The sequence below is a fragment of the Mycobacterium sp. NTMscope_Eco_3 genome, from assembly GCF_976985685.1.
Genome location: NZ_CDRJYZ010000001.1, coordinates 1,952,179 through 1,972,132 on the forward strand (window position 1 = coordinate 1,952,179; position 19,954 = coordinate 1,972,132).

The 19,954-nt window shown below is 66.2% G+C and carries 3 protein-coding genes; all 3 read left to right on the top strand.

Features of this window, described 5'->3' with window-relative positions; translation table 11 throughout:
- Positions 1-12 precede the first annotated feature (12 nt).
- From AC0KTM_RS09060 to AC0KTM_RS09070, 3 genes are read left to right on the top strand one after another with little or no spacing between them, the layout of a single operon-like run.
- Positions 13-17,853 (top strand): amino acid adenylation domain-containing protein, encoded by a 17,841-nt coding sequence (locus AC0KTM_RS09060; protein WP_472415462.1) that lies wholly within the window; start codon positions 13-15, stop codon positions 17,851-17,853.
- On the top strand, positions 17,837-18,121 hold the full coding sequence (locus tag AC0KTM_RS09065; RefSeq protein WP_225341279.1) for a hypothetical protein: 285 nt from the start codon (positions 17,837-17,839) through the stop codon (positions 18,119-18,121). The genes AC0KTM_RS09060 and AC0KTM_RS09065 overlap by 17 nt, the downstream gene beginning before the upstream one ends.
- A 9-nt stretch (positions 18,122-18,130) precedes the next feature.
- Positions 18,131-19,639, top strand: a complete 1,509-nt coding sequence (locus AC0KTM_RS09070; RefSeq protein ID WP_225326889.1) for an MFS transporter — start codon at positions 18,131-18,133, stop codon at positions 19,637-19,639.
- Positions 19,640-19,954: the final 315 nt, after the last annotated feature.

The following is a 19,954-nucleotide window of genomic DNA, read 5'->3' on the forward strand; positions in this document are numbered from 1 at the left end:
AAAGGCTATCCGATGACGATCGATGACCGGGCGCTGCCGCTTGGGCGCGAACAACTGACGGAACCTGATGGTGGGCCATTCCCGCTGACGCGCGGGCAACTGGATATATGGCTTGCGCAGGAAACGGATCGCCGCGGTGCGAGGTGGCAGCTGGGCTACCTTCTGCGAATCGCGGGCACCATAGACCCTTGGTTGCTCGAGCACACGATCCGTCAAGTGGTGCGCGAGGCCGAACCGCTTAGAGCCGCCTTTTTCCAGGTGGATGCCCAGGTTTTTCAAACGACGGTTGATTACCCAGATGTTGAGCTTGCTCGCTATGAGCTCATGGGCTCGCAGGATCCTGTCCAGGAAGCCTATCGGCTGGCATCCTCGATTCAGGGCGCGGTAATGCCGCTCAGTGGGCCCCTGTTCAAATTTGCGTTGATGCAGACGCGGCCAGATGAATTTTATCTCTACGTATGCTGCCACCATATAGTGGCCGACGGAATCGGCCTCGCTCTTGTCTGCCATCGGATCGGAGATGTCTACAATGCCATGGCTTCGGGCGCGCCGATTCCCCCCGCTTTTTTTGGGTCGCTAAGTGATCTCATTGCGTGCGAAGCAGAATACGAAGCGTCCACCGATTATCTCGATGATCAGGCCTACTGGACCAAGAACCTGCCGGCCGAAAGCGAACCGAGCTATCAGTTGGCGTCCGCCGCGGACGGACGTGATCCCTATGAACCATCTGCACCGGTGGAATTGGATCCTGTTGCCGTCGCCGGGATCCGAGAGTTGTCGCAGGCGTTGGGGGTGCGTCGCTCGTCGGTGATCGCTGCGGCATGCGCGCTGCTGGTGGGCGGGTGCGGCGTCGAGAGTTCGGACGTGGTGTTCGATTTTCCGGTAAGCAGGCGGGTGCGTCCGGAGACACAGACGGTGCCCGGAATGATTACCGGGTTCGTCCCACTGGCGCTGAAAGCCTCGCCGGGGTCCACGGTTGCCAGTTTTTGTGAACATGTCGACACGCGACTGCGAGAAGCGCTGGACCATCAGCGGTTCCCGGTCCACCTTATTGACTACAAGCGGCCCCGCGGCTCCGCCCAGGGCTCGAATCGCGTAATTCTCAATTTCATTCCGACCACAAATCTGGCGAATATTGCCGGTGCTACGATTTCGGGCACCCTGACCCATACGAATCTCGTCGATCAATGTGGGCTGGACTTTTTCAGCGACCATGATCGGCTGTTTCTCGGCCTGCAGCCGGGCGCGAAGACGAGTGGGTTCGGGGGCGCCGGGCAATGGCTTTCTCATTGTGACGTCCGCGATTTGACCGGCCGGTTGGAGCGGGTGTTGGTGGCGATGGCGGCCGATCCCGCCGGGCGGTTGTCGTCGCTGGATGTGCTCGGTGAGGGTGAGTGTGTCCGGTTGGGTGAGATCGGTAACCGGGCGGTGCTGACCGAGTCGGCGATCGCGCCGGTGTCGATTCCCGAGTTGTTCGCCGTCCACGTGACGCGCGCGCCGGATGCTGTGGCGTTGGTGGGCGAGGGTCTGTCGGTGACTTATCGGGAGTTGGATGAGGTATCGAATCGGTTGGCGCATGTGTTGGTGGGCCGGGGAGCGTGCCCGGGACAGGCTGTGGCGCTGCTGTTTTCGCGTTCGGTCGAGGCGGTGGTGGCGATCTTGGCGGTGCTCAAGACGGGGGCGGCGTATCTGCCGATCGACCCGGGAGTGCCGGCCGAGCGGATGGGGTTTGTGCTGGCCGATGCCGCACCGATCGCTGTGGTCACCGCCGGTGAGCTCGTCGAGCGTCTCGATGGGTATGACGTGGTGGTCATCGACGTGGGTGATCCCGCTGTTGCGGCCCAGCCCAGCACGGGGTTGGCGGGGCCGGATCCCGACGATGTCGCGTATCTGATTTACACCTCGGGCACCACCGGGGTGCCCAAAGGTGTTGCGGTTACTCATCGTAATGTGACGCAGTTGTTGGGGTCGTTGGATGCCGGCCTGCCTGGGGCGGGGGTGTGGGCGCTGTGTCATTCGTTGGCGTTCGATGTGTCGGTGTGGGAGATCTTCGGTGCGTTGTTGCGCGGTGGGCGGCTGGTGGTGGTGCCCGAGCCGGTGACCGCTTCCCCGCAAGAGCTGCACCGGGTGCTCGTTGAGCAGCGGGTCAGTGTGTTGACGCAGACCCCGTCGGCGGTGGCCGCGTTGCCGGTTGAGGGGTTGGAGTCGGTGGCGTTGGCGGTGGTCGGTGAGGCGTGCCCGGTGGAGGTGGTGGATCGGTGGGCGCCAAATCGGGTGATGGTCAACGCCTATGGTCCGACCGAGACCACGATGTGTGTGGCGATCAGCGCACCGCTGAAGGCCGGCTCGGGTGCGGTGCCGATCGGTGCGCCGGTTTCGGGGGCGGCGTTGTTTGTGCTCGACGGGTGGCTGCGCCCGGTGCCCGTCGGGGTGGTCGGGGAGTTGTATGTGGCCGGCGCCGGCGTGGCCACCGGCTATGTGGGCCGACCCGCACTGACCGCCTCGCGCTTTGTGGCGTGTCCGTTCGGGGCGCCGGGGCTACGCATGTATCGCACCGGGGATTTGGTGTGTTGGCGCGCCGATGGGCAGCTGGATTACCTCGGGCGTGCCGATGAGCAGGTCAAAATCCGCGGCTATCGCATCGAACTCGGGGAGATTCAGTCCGCATTGGCCGCCCTGGATGGCGTGGAGCAAGCAGTCGTCATCGCCCGCGAGGACCGCCCCGGCGACAAACGCCTCGTCGGCTACATCACCGGGACCGCGGACCCGACCGAGATCCGCCCCCAGCTGACCGAGCGGTTGCCGGAATACATGGTGCCGGTTGCGGTGGTGGTGTTGGACGCGCTGCCACTCACCCCCAACGGCAAACTCGACACCCGCGCTCTCCCCGCACCCGAATACCAGAATGCCGTTTATCGCCCTCCGGCCAGCGCGGTCGAGGAAATCCTGGCCGGCATCTACGGCGACGTGCTCGGCATCGAGCGCGTCGGGGTCGACCAGTCGTTCTTCGATTTGGGTGGCGACTCGCTGCTCGCGACGCGCCTGGTTGCCGCAATCAACACCAGCCTGGACGCCGATCTTTCGGTACCCACCCTGTTCGAGGCGCCCACGGTAGCCCAGTTGGCGCTCCGCATCGGTGGCGATGGGGGCCGACGCGAGCCGTTGGTGGCGGTGGAGCGGCCCGAGCTGATTCCGTTGTCGTTTGCCCAGCAACGGTTGTGGTTTATCGACCAATTGCAGGGGCCTTCTCCGATCTACAACATCCCGGCGGCGTTGCGGCTCAGCGGAAACCTGGATGCCGAGGCGTTGGGGGCGGCGCTGGCCGATGTGGTCGCCCGCCATGAGAGCCTCCGTACGCTGTTTGCGGCGCCTAACGGAACACCGCAGCAGGTGGTTATCCCAAGCGAACAAGTCGATTTCGGCTGGCAGATCAGTGATGCCACCGGCTGGTCGGCAGGGCGGCTGAGTGAGGCGGTTAACGCCGCAGCGTGTTACACGTTCGATCTGGCCACCGAAATCCCCTTGCGGGCAAGGCTTTTCCGCGTCGCCGACGACGAGCACGTGCTGGTGGCGGTGGTGCACCACATCGCTTCGGATGGCTGGTCGATCACCGCGCTGGTGCGTGATCTGGGACTGGCCTATGCCAGCCGGTGTGCCGGGCAGGCGCCGGGTTGGGCGCCGTTGCCGGTGCAGTATGCCGATTACACGCTGTGGCAGCGCGCGCAGCTGGGTGACGTGGCCGTCAGCGACAGCCCGATCGCTGCGCAGCTCGCTTATTGGGAGCACGAGCTGGCCGGGCTGCCCGAGCGCCTGGCGTTGCCCACCGACCGACCTTATCCGCCGGTGGCCGATTACCGCGGCGCCAGCGTGGTCGTGGATTTGCCAGCCGAGCTGCAGCAGCGGATTGCACAGGTGGCCCGCGAGCACAACGCGACCAAGTTCATGGTGATCCAGGCCGCCCTGGCGGTGCTGCTGGCCAAGCTCAGCGCCAGCAGTGATGTGGCGGTCGGATTCGCGATCGCCGGGCGGCGCGACCCAGCGCTCGACGAGCTGGTCGGGTTTTTCATCAACACCCTGGTGCTGCGCGTCGATGTGGCCGGCGATCCCACCGTGGCCGATGTGCTCGCGCACGTGCGGGCGCGCAGCGTCGCCGCCTACGAGCACCAGGACGTGCCCTTCGAGGTGCTGGTGGAGCGGCTCAACCCGACCCGAAGCCTGGCCCATCACCCGTTGGTGCAGGTGGTGTTGGCCTGGCAGAACTTCCCCGGGCACACCAGCGACCCCGCCGCCGGGCTGGACCTGGGCGATCTACAGGTCACGCGTTTGCCAGTGGCCACTCAGTCGGCACGCATGGATCTGACATTCACGCTGGCCGAACGGTTCACCGAGGCCGGTGACCCCGCCGGGATCGCCGGGGATGTCGAGTTTCGCACCGATGTGTTCGACGCGGCCAGCATCGAGGCGTTGATCGAGCGCCTGCAGCGGGTATTGGCGGCCATGACCGCCGATCCCACCCGGCGGTTGTCGTCGATGGATGTGCTGGATGCCGCCGAGCACGCCCACCTGGACAAGACCGGTAACCGGGCGGTGTTGGCCCGGACGGTCCCAACCGCGGCGTCCATTCCGGCGGTGTTCGCCGCTCAGGTCGCGCGCGCGCCCGAAGCGCTGGCGGTGACCTTCGAAGGTCACTCGAGCACCTACCGAGAGCTCGATGAGGCGTCGAACCGGTTGGCGCATCTGCTGGTCGCCCTGGGCGCCGGCCCGGGGGAGTGTGTGGCGCTGCTGTTGCCGCGGTCGGCCGAGGCGGTCCTGGCGGTGATGGCGGTGCTCAAGACCGGGGCGGCGTATCTGCCGATCGATCCGGCGCATCCGACCGAGCGGATGGAGTTCATGGTCGCCGACTCCGCACCGATCGCCGCGATCACCACCAATGGACTGGCCGACCGGTTCGACGGCTGTGGCCTGCCGGTTGTCGACGTCGGAGACCCGCGCATTTCCGGTTGCTCGTGCACGAGCCTGCCGGCGCCGGCCCCCGACGAGATCGCTTACCTGATTTACACCTCCGGCACCACCGGGGTGCCCAAGGGGGTGGCCGTCGCCCATCACAACGTGACCCGGCTGCTGACGGCGCTGAGCGCCGACCTGGAACTGTCGCCAGAGCAGGTGTGGACGCAGTGCCATTCGCTGGCCTTCGACTACTCGGTGTGGGAGATCTTCGGTGCGCTGTTGCACGGTGGGCGGCTGGTGGTGGTGCCCGAGTCCGTGACACGCTCACCCGAAGACCTGCACGCGTTGCTGATCGCCGAACAGGTCAGCGTATTGAGTCAGACGCCGTCGGCGTTTTATGCGCTGCAAACCGCCGAAGCGCGCGCACCCGAGCTGGGACCTCAGCTGAGGCTGGAGACGGTGGTGTTCGGCGGCGAGGCGCTCGAACCCCAGCGCCTGGGAACCTGGTTGGACCGCCACCGCCGATCACCGCGGCTTATCAACATGTATGGCATCACCGAAACGACGGTGCATGCCTCGTTCCGCGAGATCAGCGTCGTCGACGTCGACCGCAGTGTCAGCCCCATCGGGGTGCCGTTGGTGCATCTTGGCTTCTTTGTGCTGGATGCGTCGTTGCGTCCGGTGCCGGTCGGGGTGGTCGGGGAGTTGTATGTGGCCGGCGGCGGGCTGGCGTACGGATACTTGGGCCGGGCGGGTCTGACCGCGTCGCGGTTCGTGGCCTGCCCGTTCGGCGGCGCCGGAGCGCCGGGCCAACGGATGTATCGCACCGGGGACCTGGTGTGTTGGGGCGCCGACGGGCAGCTGGATTACCTGGGGCGTGCCGACGAGCAGGTCAAGGTCCGCGGGTACCGCATCGAACTCGGCGAAATCCGCACGGCGCTGGCCGCACTCGACGGGGTGGAGCAGGCGGCCGTGATCGCCCGCGAGGACCGCCCCGGTGACAAGCGCCTGATCGGCTATATCACTGGAGCCGCTGACCCGGCCGTTGTTCGGGCCCGGTTGGGTCAGCGGCTCCCCGCCTACATGGTTCCGGCGGCGGTGGTGGTGATCGACGCGCTGCCGCTGACGGTCAACGGCAAACTGGACACCCGGGCCCTGCCGGCACCCGAATACACCGAGGGCGATCGCTACCGCGCCCCGAGCACCCCCACCGAGGAGATCCTGGCCAACATCTACGCCCAGGTACTCGGCCTCGAGCGGGTCGGGATCGACGACTCCTTCTTTGATTTGGGCGGCGATTCGCTCTCGGCGATGCGGGTCATCGCCGCGATCAACAAGACCCTCGACGCCGGCCTTGCGGTGCGCACCGTGTTCGAATCGCCCACCGTCGCCCAGTTGGCGCCCCGTATCGGCTTGGACGGGGAAGGGCGCAAGCCGTTGGTGGCCGGCGCGCGGCCGACGATGGTGCCGTTGTCGTATGCGCAGAGCCGGTTGTGGTTCCTTGACCGGTTCGAGGGCGGGGTGGCGACCTACAACATGCCGACCGCGTTCCGGATCAGCGGGGCGCTGGATGTCGAGGCGTTGACGGCGGCCGTCGATGATGTGATCGCCCGCCACGAGGCGCTGCGCACCATATTTCCCGACATCGACGGTGTGCCGTTCCAGCAGGTGCTGCCGGCCGAGGCCGGGATGTGGCGGCGCGGGGGCCCAGCAGTGGTGTCATTGCCGGAGCAGGATCTGATCGGCGAATTGGTGGCGCTGGCGGGGTACCGGTTCGATCTGGCGACCGAGATCCCGATTCGTGCGCAGATCTATGCGGTGGGCCCCGGACAGCATGTCGTGGGGATTGTGGTGCACCACATCGCTTTTGACGGGTGGTCACTGGCGCCGATGGCCAGGGACATCGGCCAGGCCTATCTGGCGCGGCGGCGGGGCCAGGCCCCGCAGTGGGCGCCATTGCCGGTGCAGTACGCCGATTACACGCTCTGGCAACGGGATTGGTTGGGCGTCGAGTCTGATCCCGACAGCGTGATCGCCGGGCAGTTGGCTTATTGGCGGCAGGAGTTGGCTGATCTGCCCGAGGTGGTGTCGCTGCCGGCGGACCGGGCGCGCCCGCCGGTGCCCAGCTACCGCGGTGATGCCGTGGACATGCACCTCGACCCGAGACTGTGGGCGGGGATCAAGGCGTTGGCGGCGGCGCATAACGCGACCGCCTCGATGGTGTTGCAGGCGGCCATGGTGGTGGTGTTGCACCGGGCCGGGGCCGGCGAGGGCGTGACGATGGGCACCCCGATCGCCGGACGGATGGATGCGGCGCTCGATGAGCTGGTCGGGTTCTTCGTCAACACCTGGGTGCTGCGGGTCGGTGTCAACTCTGCACAGCGGTTCAGCGATGTGCTCGAGCAGGTGCGCCAGAAGGCGCTGGACGCCTACAGCAACCAGGATGTGCCGTTCGAGCGGCTGGTCGAGCAACTCAACCCCGTGCGCTCCACGGCGCATCATCCGCTATTCCAGGTGGCCCTGGCGTTCCAGAACAATGTGCGCCCCGAGGTGGCGCTCGACGGGGTCACCGTCGAGCCACTGGCGGTGGACAGCCGCACCGCCAAATTCGATCTGGATGTCGATCTGCGGGAGGTGCCCTCCGAGGACCCGACCGCGCCGATGGCCGCCGGGGTCGTCACCTATGCCACGGACCTGTATGACCGGGCCACCATCGAGCGCTTCGTCACCTGGTTCACACGGGTGATCGAAGCCGTCGTGACGGATGCGTCGGCGGTGGTGGGTGATCTGGCGTTACTGGATCCCGACGAGCGTGATCTGGTGCTGTCGCGGTGGTCTGGCGCCGGGGTCGGGGCACCGGCGGGGGTGGCGCCGGAGTTGTTGGACGCGGCGGTGGCCGCCGACCCGGACGCGGTGGCGGTCGTCGATCGCGCCCGGAGCTTGTCCTATCGCGAACTCGACACGTGGTCGACGCGGCTGGCGCGGGTGCTGATCGAGGCGGGGGTCGGCCCGGAACGCGCGGTGGGCGTGGCGATCGGCCGGTCCGCGGAGCTGGTGGTGGCGTGCTGGGCGGTCCTGAAAGCCGGCGGCGTGTATGTCCCGGTGGACCCCGCTCACCCGGTCGAGCGGATCGCCACGGTGCTGGACTCGGTGGGCGCGGTGTGCGTGTTGACCGGCGATGCCGACACCGTGGCCGGCGCCGGGGCGCGCCCGGTGCTGCGCATCGACGGCCTGGACCTGTCCGGGCGATGCGCCGAGCCGATCACCGACACCGACCGACTGGCGGCGTTGGGACCGGAGAACACCGCCTATGTGATCTTCACGTCGGGGTCCACCGGCACCCCGAAGGGGGTGGCGGTCACCCACGGCGGTCTGCCCGGGGTAGCCGCGGCGCACCGCGAACCGTTTGGGCTGGGCCCGGATACCCGCATGCTGGCTGTGCTCTCCCCGACATTTGACGCCGCGCTCGGTGAGTTATTGGTCGCGGTGGGATCGCGGGGAGCGTTGGTGGTTGCGCCGCCGGAGGTGTACGCCGGCGAGGCTTTGACCGCATTGCTGCAGGAGCAACGGGTCAACGCGGCGGTGATGACCCCGACGTTGCTGTCGTCGCTGGATCGGAGCCGGTTAGATGTGTTGTCCACCTTGATCGTCGGCGGTGAGGCCTGCCCCGACGAGTTGGTGGCCGCGTGGGCGCCGGGGCGCCGCATGTTCAACGGCTACGGCCCCACCGAGGCCACTATCTGGGCCACCACGGCGCCGCTGTCGGCGGGGCAGCCGGTCCGCATCGGCACCCCGCTCCCCGGGATGCGCGCACTGGTGCTCGACGCGCGGCTGAACCCGACCCCGATCGGGGTGGTCGGCGAGTTGTATCTGGGCGGACCGGCGGTGGCATGCGGCTATCTGGGCCGGGCGGGTCTGACCGCGGAACGGTTCGTGGCCGATCCCTACGGGCCCGCGGGCGCGCGGCTGTATCGCACCGGCGACCTGGTGCGCTGGGCGCTCGACGGAACCCTGGACTATCTCGGCCGTGCCGACGCACAAATCAAGCTGCGCGGACACCGCATCGAACTGGGCGAAATCGAAAACACCCTGCTGGGCTGCCCGCAGGTTGCCCGGGCGGCCGCCACCGTGCATGAGAGCGGAACCGGCTCGCATCTGGTCGCCTATGTCACCCTCGAGCAGACCACCACCGCCGAACACGACGCCGAAACCGTCGAAGCGTGGCAACACCTGTATGACGAGGCGTATGCCGCTGACGTGGACGCGCCGGAATTCGGCATGGATTTCCGCGGCTGGAACAGCAGCTACACCGACGATCCGATCCCGCTCGAACAGATGAGGGAGTGGCGTTCGGCCACGGTGGATCGGATCCTTCAGTTGCATCCCGCGCGGGTGCTGGAGATCGGCGTCGGTTCGGGGCTGTTGCTTTCCCAGTTGGCCCCGGTCTGCGCCGAGTACTGGGCTACGGACTTCTCCGCGCCGACGATCCAGAGGCTGCAGGCCGACGTGGCCGGGCAGTCGTGGGGGGATCGGGTGCGGTTGCGGGTGCAGCCCGCCGATGTCGCCGATGGGTTGCCGGAGGGCCATTTCGATCTGGTGGTGCTCAACTCCGTGGTGCAGTACTTCCCGAGCGCGCGGTATCTGAGCGATGTGCTGGCGGTCGCGATGCGGTTACTGGCAGCGGGCGGGGCACTGTTCATCGGCGATGTGCGCAACCACAGCCTGCAGGGCGCTTTTCAAACCGGCATCGCGCTCGCCCGCACCGCCGACGGCGACGCCGACGCCGACGAGATTCGCCAACGAGTTCAGCGCGCCATGCTCGGCGAAGCCGAATTGCTTTTGGCCCCAGAGTATTTCACTAACTGGGCTGCCGGCCATGCATCGGTGGCCGGGCTGGATATCGAAGTCAAGCGCGGGATGGCCGACAACGAACTCAACCGGTATCGCTACGACCTCGTCATCTATAAATCCCCCGCACCGGTGCGCTCACTGGCCGGCGCAGACAGCTGGGCGTGGGCCCAGTGCGCCGGCCTGCGCGGGCTGCACGACCGGTTGGTAGCCCAGCGTCCCCACACTGTCCGCATTACCGAGATCCCCCGCGCGGGACTGATCAGCGACGTCCACATCGAACACGCCCTTGTCGACGGACTGGCGCTTGCCGACGCATTGGCCCTCGCCGACGGTGCCGATGCCGTTGTCCCAGAACAACTGCACGGCCTTGGTGAGAGCGCCGGATATCACGTCGCGGTCACCTGGGGCGCCCAGCCGGGCACCGTGGACGCGGTGTTCATCACTGCGGCTGACGCTGAGCAGACCTCGGCGCTGACCGATCTGTATCTGCCGCCTGACGGGCCCCACCGAGTCACGAGTTGCGCCAATGACCCGCAGACCAACACCAAAATCACCGCGGTGCGTCAGCAGTTGAGCGCGTGGTTGCCCGAATACATGGTGCCGACGCACATTGTGGTGCTCGACGAGTTCCCGATGACATCCTCGGGCAAGATCGACCGAAAGGCCTTGCCGGCACCGGTGTTTGCCACCACGGCATTCCGGGCGCCGCAGACCCAGACCGAAAAAATCGTCGCCGGAATCTATGCCGAGGTGCTGGGGATCGACAAGGTCGGGGTCGACGACTCGTTCTTCGACCTGGGTGGGGATTCGCTGTCCGCGATGCGCCTGATCGCCGCCGTGAACACCAATCTGGATGCCGATCTTTCGGTGCGTGCCGTATTCGAGGCGCCGACGGTCGCCCAGTTGGCGCCCCTCATCGGTAAGGGAGGAGGACTGGAGCCGCTGCTGCCGGTTGAGCGGCCGCCGGTGATTCCGTTGTCGTTTGCCCAAAGCCGGTTGTGGTTCATCGACCAGTTGCAGGGGCCGTCACCGCTTTACAACGTCGTGCTGCCGTTGCGGCTCAGTGGGCACCTCGATGCCGACGCGCTGGGTGCGGCGCTGGTCGATGTCGTGGGCCGCCACGAGAGCCTGCGCACCATGTTCCGGGCGGCCGAGGGGATCCCGCAGCAGCTGGTGGTGCCCGCCGAGCAGGCCAACTTCGGCTGGGAGGTCATCGATGCCGCCGAGTGGCCGGCCGCCCGCCTGGAGGAAGCCCTCCGCGCCGCGGTGCGCTACCGGTTTGACCTGGCCACCGAAATCCCGTCGCGGGCATGGCTTTTCCGCGTCGCCGACGACGAACACGTGCTGGTGGCGGTCGTGCACGAAATCGCCGCGGATGGCTGGTCGACGACCCGGCTGGTGCGTGACATGAGTGTGGCCTATGCGAGCCGGTGCGCGGGGCGCGCGCCGGATTGGGCGCCATTGCCGGTGCAGTATGTCGATTACACGCTGTGGCAGCGCGCGCAGTTCGGTGATCTCGATGACACCGAAAGCCGCATCGCTGCGCAGCTCGCCTACTGGGAGCAGACGCTGGCCGGGATGCCTGAGCGGCTGCAGCTGCCCACCGACCGGCCCTACCCGCCGGTGGCCGATCAGCGCGGCGCCAGGGTGACCGTCGAGTGGCCGGCGTTGTTGCAGCAGCAGATCGCGCGGATGGCCCGCGAGCACAACGCGACCGGATTCATGGTGACGCAGGCCGCCCTGGCGGTGCTGCTGTCGAAGCTCAGCGCCAGCAGCGATGTGGCGGTCGGGTTCGCGATCGCCGGGCGCCGCGATCCCGCGCTGGATGAGCTGGTGGGTTTTTTCGTCAACACCTTGGTGCTGCGCGTCGATCTGGCCGGTGACCCCACCGTGGCCGAGCTGCTGGCCCAGGTGCGAGCACGCGGCCTGGCCGCCTACGAGCACCAGGATGTGCCTTTCGAGGTGCTCGTGGAGCGGCTCAACCCCACCCGATCGTTGGCCCATCACCCGCTGGTTCAGGTGATGTTGGGCTGGAACAACTTCCCTGGGCAAGTCAACGTCCCCGCGGCCGGGCTGACTTTGGGTGATCTTCAGGTCACGCCGCTGCTCGAGGATACCCAGACCGCGAAAATGGACCTGGTCTTCTTCCTCAAAGAATGCTGGACCGACACCGGCGAGCCCGCCGGGATTTCGGGGCAGGTCGAATTTCGCACCGACGTGTTCGACGCGGACACCATCCAGGCGTTGATCGCGCGGTTGGAGCGGGTGTTGGTGGCGATGGCGGCCGATCCCGCCGGGCGGCTCTCGTCGGTGGATGTGCTCGACGCGGGTGAGCATGCCCGGCTGGAAGAGCTTGGTAATACAGCGGTTTTAGCCAGCCCGCAGAGCGTTCCGATGTCGGTGCCGGCATTGTTCGCCGCCCACGTGACACGGACGCCGGATGCTGTGGCGTTGGTGGGCGAGGGTCTGTCGGTGACTTATCGGGAGTTGGATGAGGTATCGAATCGGTTGGCGCAGGTGTTGGTGGGCCGGGGTGCGGGGCCGGGACAGGCTGTGGCGCTGCTGTTTTCGCGTTCGGTCGAGGCGGTGGTGGCGATCGTGGCGGTGCTCAAGACGGGGGCGGCGTATCTGCCGATCGACCCGGGAGTGCCGGCCGAGCGGATGGGGTTTGTGCTGGCCGATGCCGCACCGATCGCCGTGGTCACCACCGGCGAGCTCGTCGAGCGTCTCGATGGGTATGACGTGGTGGTCATCGACGTGGGTGATCCCGCTGTTGCGGCCCAGCCCAGCACGGGGTTGGCGGGGCCGGATCCCGACGATGTCGCGTATCTGATTTACACCTCGGGCACCACCGGGGTGCCCAAAGGTGTTGCGGTTACTCATCGTAATGTGACGCAGTTGTTGGGGTCGTTGGATGCCGGCCTGCCTGGGGCGGGGGTGTGGGCGCTGTGTCATTCGTTGGCGTTCGATGTGTCGGTGTGGGAGATCTTCGGTGCGTTGTTGCGCGGTGGGCGGCTGGTGGTGGTGCCCGAGCCGGTGACCGCTTCCCCGCAAGAGCTGCACCGGGTGCTCGTTGAGCAGCGGGTCAGTGTGTTGACGCAGACGCCGTCGGCGGTGGCCGCGTTGCCGGTTGAGGGGTTGGAGTCGGTGGCGTTGGCGGTGGTCGGTGAGGCGTGCCCGGTGGAGGTGGTGGATCGGTGGGCGCCAAATCGGGTGATGGTCAACGCCTATGGTCCGACCGAGACCACGATGTGTGTGGCGATCAGCGCACCGCTGAAGGCCGGCTCGGGTGCGGTGCCGATCGGTGCGCCGGTTTCGGGGGCGGCGTTGTTTGTGCTCGATGGGTGGCTGCGGCCGGTGCCCGTCGGGGTGGTCGGGGAGTTGTATGTGGCCGGCGCCGGCGTGGCCACCGGCTATGTGGGCCGACCCGCACTGACCGCCTCGCGCTTTGTGACGTGTCCGTTCGGGGCGCCGGGGCTACGCATGTATCGCACAGGGGATTTGGTGTGTTGGCGCGCCGATGGGCAGCTGGATTACCTCGGGCGTGCCGATGAGCAGGTCAAAATCCGCGGCTATCGCATCGAACTCGGGGAGATTCAGTCCGCATTGGCCGCCCTGGATGGGGTGGAGCAAGCAGTCGTCATCGCCCGCGAGGACCGCCCCGGCGACAAACGCCTCGTCGGCTACATCACCGAATCGAGCACCGGGACAGTCGATTCCGGCGGGCTACGTACCGCGCTGATCGAGCGGTTGCCGGAATACATGGTGCCGGTTGCGGTGGTGGTGTTGGACGCGCTGCCACTCACCCCCAACGGCAAACTCGACACCCGCGCCCTGCCGGCCCCCGGGTATCAGAATGCCAGTTATCGCGCTCCGGTTAGCCCGGTCGAGGAAATCTTGACCGGCGTGTTCGCCGAGGTGCTGGGGTTGGAACGCGTCGGCGTCGACGACTCCTTCTTTGATTTGGGTGGGGATTCGCTGCTGGCGATGCGGGTGATCGCCGCGATTGAGATGGGTCTGAATGCCGATCTTTCGGTGCGCACCGTGTTCGAGGCGCCCACGGTAGCCCAGTTGGCGCTCCGCATCGGTGGCGATGGGGACCGACGCGAGCCGTTGGTGGCGGTGGAGCGGCCCGAGCTGATTCCGTTGTCGTTTGCCCAGCAACGGTTGTGGTTTATCGACCAGCTGCTGGGGCCTTCTCCGATCTACAACATCCCGGCGGCGTTGCGGCTCAGCGGAAACCTGGATGCCGAGGCGTTGGGGGCGGCGCTGGCCGATGTGGTGGCCCGCCACGAGAGCCTGCGCACCCTGTTCCCGGCGGTCGACGGGATACCCCAACAGGTGGTCATCCCGGCGGATCGCGCCGACTTCCGTTGGGACGTCGTCGATGCCACTGGCTGGCCGCCGGCCCGGCTGCAGGAGGCCATCGATCCCACGGTGCGTCACTCGTTTGATCTCGCCACTGAGATTCCGTTGCGGGCAAGGCTTTTCCGCGTCGCCGATGACGAACACGTGCTGGTGGCCGTGGTACACCATATCGCCGCCGACGGATTGTCGATGTCCCCGCTGGTGGCTGATCTGGGGGTGGCCTATGCCAGCCGGTGTGCCGGGCAGGCGCCGGGTTGGGCGCCGTTGCCGGTGCAGTATGCCGATTACACGCTGTGGCAGCGCGCGCAGCTGGGTGACGTGGCCGTCAGCGACAGCCCGATCGCTGCGCAGCTCGCTTATTGGGAGCACGAGCTGGCCGGGCTGCCCGAGCGCCTGGCGTTGCCGACCGACCGACCTTATCCGCCGGTGGCCGATTACCGCGGCGCCAGTGTGGTCGTGGATTGGCCAGCCGAGCTGCAGCAGCGGGTGCGCAGTGTGGCCCGCGAGCACAACGCGACCAGCTTCATGGTGATCCAGGCTGCCCTGGCGGTGCTGCTGGCCAAGCTCAGCGCCAGCAGTGATGTGGCGGTCGGATTCGCGATCGCCGGCCGTGATGATCCCGCACTCGATGGGTTGGTGGGCTTTTTCGTCAACACTTTGGTGTTGCGGGTCGACTTGGCCGGCGATCCCAGCTTCACCGAAACGTTGGATCAGGTGCGGGCGCGGAGCCTGGCCGCCTACGAGCACCAAGATGTGCCCTTCGAGGTGCTCGTGGAGCGGCTCAACCCGACCCGAAGCCTGGCCCATCAGCCGCTGGTGCAGGTGGTGTTGGCCTGGCAGAACATCGCGCGGGAGGATGGGGTCCCCGCCGGGTTGGCCTTGGGTGATCTGCAGGTCACACCGCTGGCGGCGGACACCCAGGTCGCCCGCATGGACCTGACATTCACGGTGGGCGAACGCTGGAATTCCGGCGGTGAGCCCGCCGGAATCGGCGGGTCGGTGGAGTTTCGCACCGATGTGTTCGACGCGGCCAGCATCGAGGCGCTGATCGAACGGCTGCAGCGGGTGTTGATGGCCATGACCGCCGATCCCAGCCAGCGGTTGTCGTCGGTTGACCTGTTGGATGCCGCCGAGCACGCCCACCTGGACAAGACCGGTAACCGGGAGGTGTTGACCCAGCCGGCGACGGGGCTGTCGATTCCGGCGGTGTTCGCCGCTCAGGTCGCGCGCGCGCCCGAAGCGCTGGCGGTGACCTTCGAAGGCCACTCGATGACCTATCGAGAGCTCGATGAGGCGTCGAACCGATTGGCGCACTTGTTGGCCCGTCATGGGGTGGGCCCGGGGCAGTGTGTGGCGCTCATGTTCAACCGTTGCGCCGAGGCGGTCGTGGCGATACTGGCGGTGCTCAAGGCCGGGGCGGCCTACCTGCCCATCGATCCCGCGCATCCCGACGCGCGCATCGAATTCGTCGTGGCCGACGCCGCGCCGATCGCTGCGATCACCACCACCGAGCTGGCAGACCGGCTTGACGGGTACGACCTGCGGGTCATCGACATCAACGACGCCGCTGTCGACGCCCAGCCCAGCACGGCACTGCCGGCGCCGGCTCCCGACCACATCGCCTACCTCATCTACACGTCTGGCACCACCGGTGTGCCCAAAGGCGTGGCCATCACCCACCACAACGTCACCCAGCTGTTCGGGTCGCCGGATATCCACCTGCAGGCACACTCGTGGGCGCAGTCGCATTCCTTGGCCTTCGACGCCTCGGTGGAAGAGATCTGGTGTTCGTTGTTGCACGGCGGGCGGCTGGTGATCGTGCCCGAGTCGGCTACACGCTCGCCGGAAGACTTGCACGCCTTGCTGGTTGCTGAACAGGTCGGTGTATTAAGCCAGTCGCCGTCTGCGGTGGCGATGCTCCCCCATGAGGGGTTGGAGTCGATGGCGTTGCTGGTGGCCGGTGAAGCGTGCCCGGCCGAGGTGGTGGCGCGGTGGGCGCCGGGGCGGGTGATGGTCAATGAGTACGGCCCAACCGAAACCACGGTGTGTGTGTCCAGGAGTGCGCCGTTGGCCGCGGGTTCGGGGGTGCCGCCGATCGGCTCGCCGTTACCGGGCGCGGCGTTGTTCGTGCTGGACCAGTGGTTGCGTCCGGTGCCGGTCGGGGTGGTCGGGGAGTTGTATGTGGCCGGCGCCGGGGTCGGTATTGGCTATGTGGGCCGGGCCGGGTTGACGTCGTCGCGGTTTGTGGCCTGCCCGTTCGGGCCGCCAGGGACACGGATGTATCGCACCGGGGACCTCGTGCGTTGGGGCGCCGACGGGCAGCTGCAGTATCTGGGACGCGCCGATGAGCAGGTCAAGGTCCGCGGGTTCCGCATCGAACTCGGTGAAGTGCGCGCGGCGCTGGCCGCACTCGACGGGGTGGAGCAGGCGGCCGTGATCGCCCGCGAGGACCGCCCCGGTGACAAGCGCCTGATCGGCTATATCACCGGGACCGCCGACCCGGCCGATGTTCGTGCCCGGTTGGGTCAGCGGCTCCCCGCCTACATGGTGCCAGCGGCGGTGGTGGGGATCGACGCGCTGCCGTTGACGGTCAACGGCAAACTGGACTGGCGCGCCCTGCCGGCACCGGAATACACCGATGTTGATCGGTATCGTGCCCCGGCCACCCTCACCGAGGAGATCCTGGCCGCCATCTATGCCCAAGTCCTCGGGCTCGAGCGGGTCGGTGTCGATGACTCGTTCTTCGATTTGGGCGGAGACTCACTATCGGCAATGCGCCTGATTGCCGCGATCAACGCCAGCCTGGATGCGAACCTCGCAGTGCGCACATTGTTCCACGCGCCGTCCGTTAGGAGCTTGAGCCAGCAGTTAGGTCAAGGTGCCACCGAGGTGGAAGTAGTCCCGGTTGAGTTCCTCAAGGAGGGTACCGGTGATCCGCTGTTCTGCATTCATCCCGGTAGTGGCCTGGTCTGGCCGTACTATGCGCTCGGTAATTATTTGGACTGCCCGATCATTGGAATTCAACAAAACCCGCAAAATGGCGAGGCTAGAGCTGCGTCAATCTGCGATATGGCGAAAAACTATGCCGATCGGATCCAAGCGGTTGATCCTACCGGGCCCTACAACCTTCTCGGCTGGTCGTTTGGAGGCGTTGTCGCCCATGAGATTGCCACCGAGCTCCAGCGACGTGGATGCTCGATCGCAAACCTTATCCTTCTCGACGCTTTACTCTTCATCGATAGCGGTGCCACTCTGCCAATCCTGAACGAGCAGGACGTGCTAGCAGAGGTTTTGCGGTTCTGTCGTATAGACCTTCCCGATCAGGATGAGCCGCTTACTTATGACCGGGTTGAAGAACTACTTCGCGAACAAGGAATAGTCGAATTTGCTCGGTACAAACCGCTTCTGGATTTGGGCGTTCAGAACATTGAGAATAATCGGGCGTTGTCTGAAGGCCACGAACCCGGTGTCTTCGATGGCGATATAACCATATTTTCCGCTGTGGGGGACGAGGGCGATCAGAGTTCGCCTCCTCTTCTGCAAAGTTGGCGTCCTTATGTCACGGGCGACATAAACAGATACCCGGTCGACTGTAGGCACCAAGAAATGATGGACCCCGCATCGCTCGTCCTGTATGGCCAACAACTCAAGATTCTCTTAGAACCTGAAGGTGCGCGCGCAGAATGATTGCACCGAAAGCGCTTTCCAGGATTCGGACAAGTCGGCATCACAAAGAGGGCCAGGTTCCATGCAAAGAATCGATTATGATTTGCTCGGCAACGTGGCAATGAGCGATGCGCAGCGGCGGGGATCCGTTGTGGGAGCGTGCATTTGGCTCTTTCAAACCGTACGAAACCTGCTCTTCCGGCTCGAAAACTTTTTCGGCCGGGCCTCGACGTACCGCGACAAAGAGCGTTTCGGCGCCATCCTCAGTCAAAGCGCCGCAGCGAAGTAGCGGTTCGAGATGTCCGTCGAACCGACCACGCTGCGCCCCACGAAAAGGCATTTGCCGGCTTTGCTGCGGTCTCGCCGGTTCGTCGCCCTGGTTGTCGCGATCGGCGGCATGCAGCTGATGGTGGCGATGGACGGCCCCGTCGCGATCTTCGCGCTGCCCAGGATCCAGAACGAGCTGGGCTTGTCGGACGCCGGGCGGAGCTGGGTGATCACCGCCTACATGCTGACCTTCGGTGGCCTGATGCTGTTGGGTGGCCGCCTGGGTGACACCATCGGCCGCAAGCGCGCTTTCATCCTCGGGGTTGCGCTGTTCACTTTCGCCTCGACCTTGTGCGGCATCGCCTGGGACGGGGGCACCCTGATATCGGCACGGCTGCTGCACGGCGCGGCTTCGGCGATCATGGCACCGACCAATTTGGCGCTGATCGCGACCACGTTCCCGAGGGGATCGGCACGTAACGTCGCAACGGGGGTGTTCGGCGCGATGTCGGGTCTCGGCGGGGTGCTGGGCCTGGTGGTGGGCGGGGCGCTGACCGACGTGTCGTGGCGGCTGGCGTTTTTGGTGAACGTGCCGATCGGGCTGGCGGTGATCTGCCTGGCCGCCATCATGCTGGAGGAAACCCAGAAGGAGCGGATGAAGCTCGACGCCACCGGGGCCGTCCTGGCCACGTTGACCTGTACCGCCGCGGTGTTCGGTCTGTCGATGGGCCCGGAGGAGGGGTGGCTGTCGACCATCACGATCGGTTCAGGCTTGGTGGCTGTGGCCGCTCTTGTGGCGTTCGTCGTGGCGGAGCGCACCGCCGAGAGCCCCATCGTGCCGTTCGGCCTGTTCTTCGACCGCAACCGGCTGGCCGCGTTCGCGGCCATGTTCCTCAGCGGTGGCGTCCTTTTCAGCCTGACCGTGCTGGTCGGCATGTATGTGCAGACCATCATGGGCTACAGTCCGCTGCGCGCCGGTGTGGCCTTCATCCCGTTCGGTATCGGGGTGGCCATCGGGGTGGGTGTGGCGTCGAAGCTGGTGATGTGGTTCCCGCCGCGTGTGGTGGTACTCGCCAGCGGCAGCCTGATCCTGATCGCGACGCTGTACGGTTCGACCTTCAACCGCGGCATGCCGTACTTTCCGAATCTTGTTTTGCCGCTCATCGTTTGCGCTATTGGTGTCGGCGCGATCTTCGTCCCGCTCACGCTGTCGGTGATCGCCAGCGTCGGCGTCGACCGGATCGGGCCGACCTCGGCGATTGCAGTAATGCTGCAGACCTTGGGCGGACCGCTGGTGCTGGTCATCATCCAGGCCGCCATCACGTCGCGCACACTGCGGCTGGGCGGCGCCGTAGGTCCGGTGAAGTCCATGAACGCCGCGCAGTTGCATGCGCTGGACCGCGGCTACACCTACGGCCTGTTGTGGTTGGCCGGGGTGGTCTTGCTGCTCGGTGGGGTGGCGCTGCTGATCGGGTACACCGCCGCGCAGGTGGCCCGCGCGCAGGAAGTCAAGGAGTCCATCGACGCAGGGGAGAGGTAGCTCTACGCCGGCTACATCTGCTGAACGCTGAGCGGCTGCTGCACGGCAGAGCCGCCTAGCCGGCGCGTTCGACGAAAACCACTGTTGCAGAACGCAATCCTCGCTAGCACCTTATTTTCGGTTGCGTAAACGTCTACGGCAGACACGGCCACCACTCGGTCGCCTTACGCCCGCCACTCTATGTGTCGGCCCTGACTACGCTACCGACTTAATAAGCCTGACAACAGGATTGAAACCCACGACGCTCTGATCATGCACATCGTCGAGTCCTTCCGGGCCATGCCTTAGAGCGCCCGGCCAGCAATAGCGAGTGCA

Bases quoted from the DNA above. Each gene is read 5' to 3' on its own strand.
- AC0KTM_RS09060 (WP_472415462.1), top strand. From the start codon at position 13: ATGACGATCGATGACCGGGCGCTGCCGCTTGGGCGCGAACAACTGACG.
- AC0KTM_RS09070 (WP_225326889.1), top strand. From the start codon at position 18,131: ATGTCCGTCGAACCGACCACGCTGCGCCCCACGAAAAGGCATTTGCCG.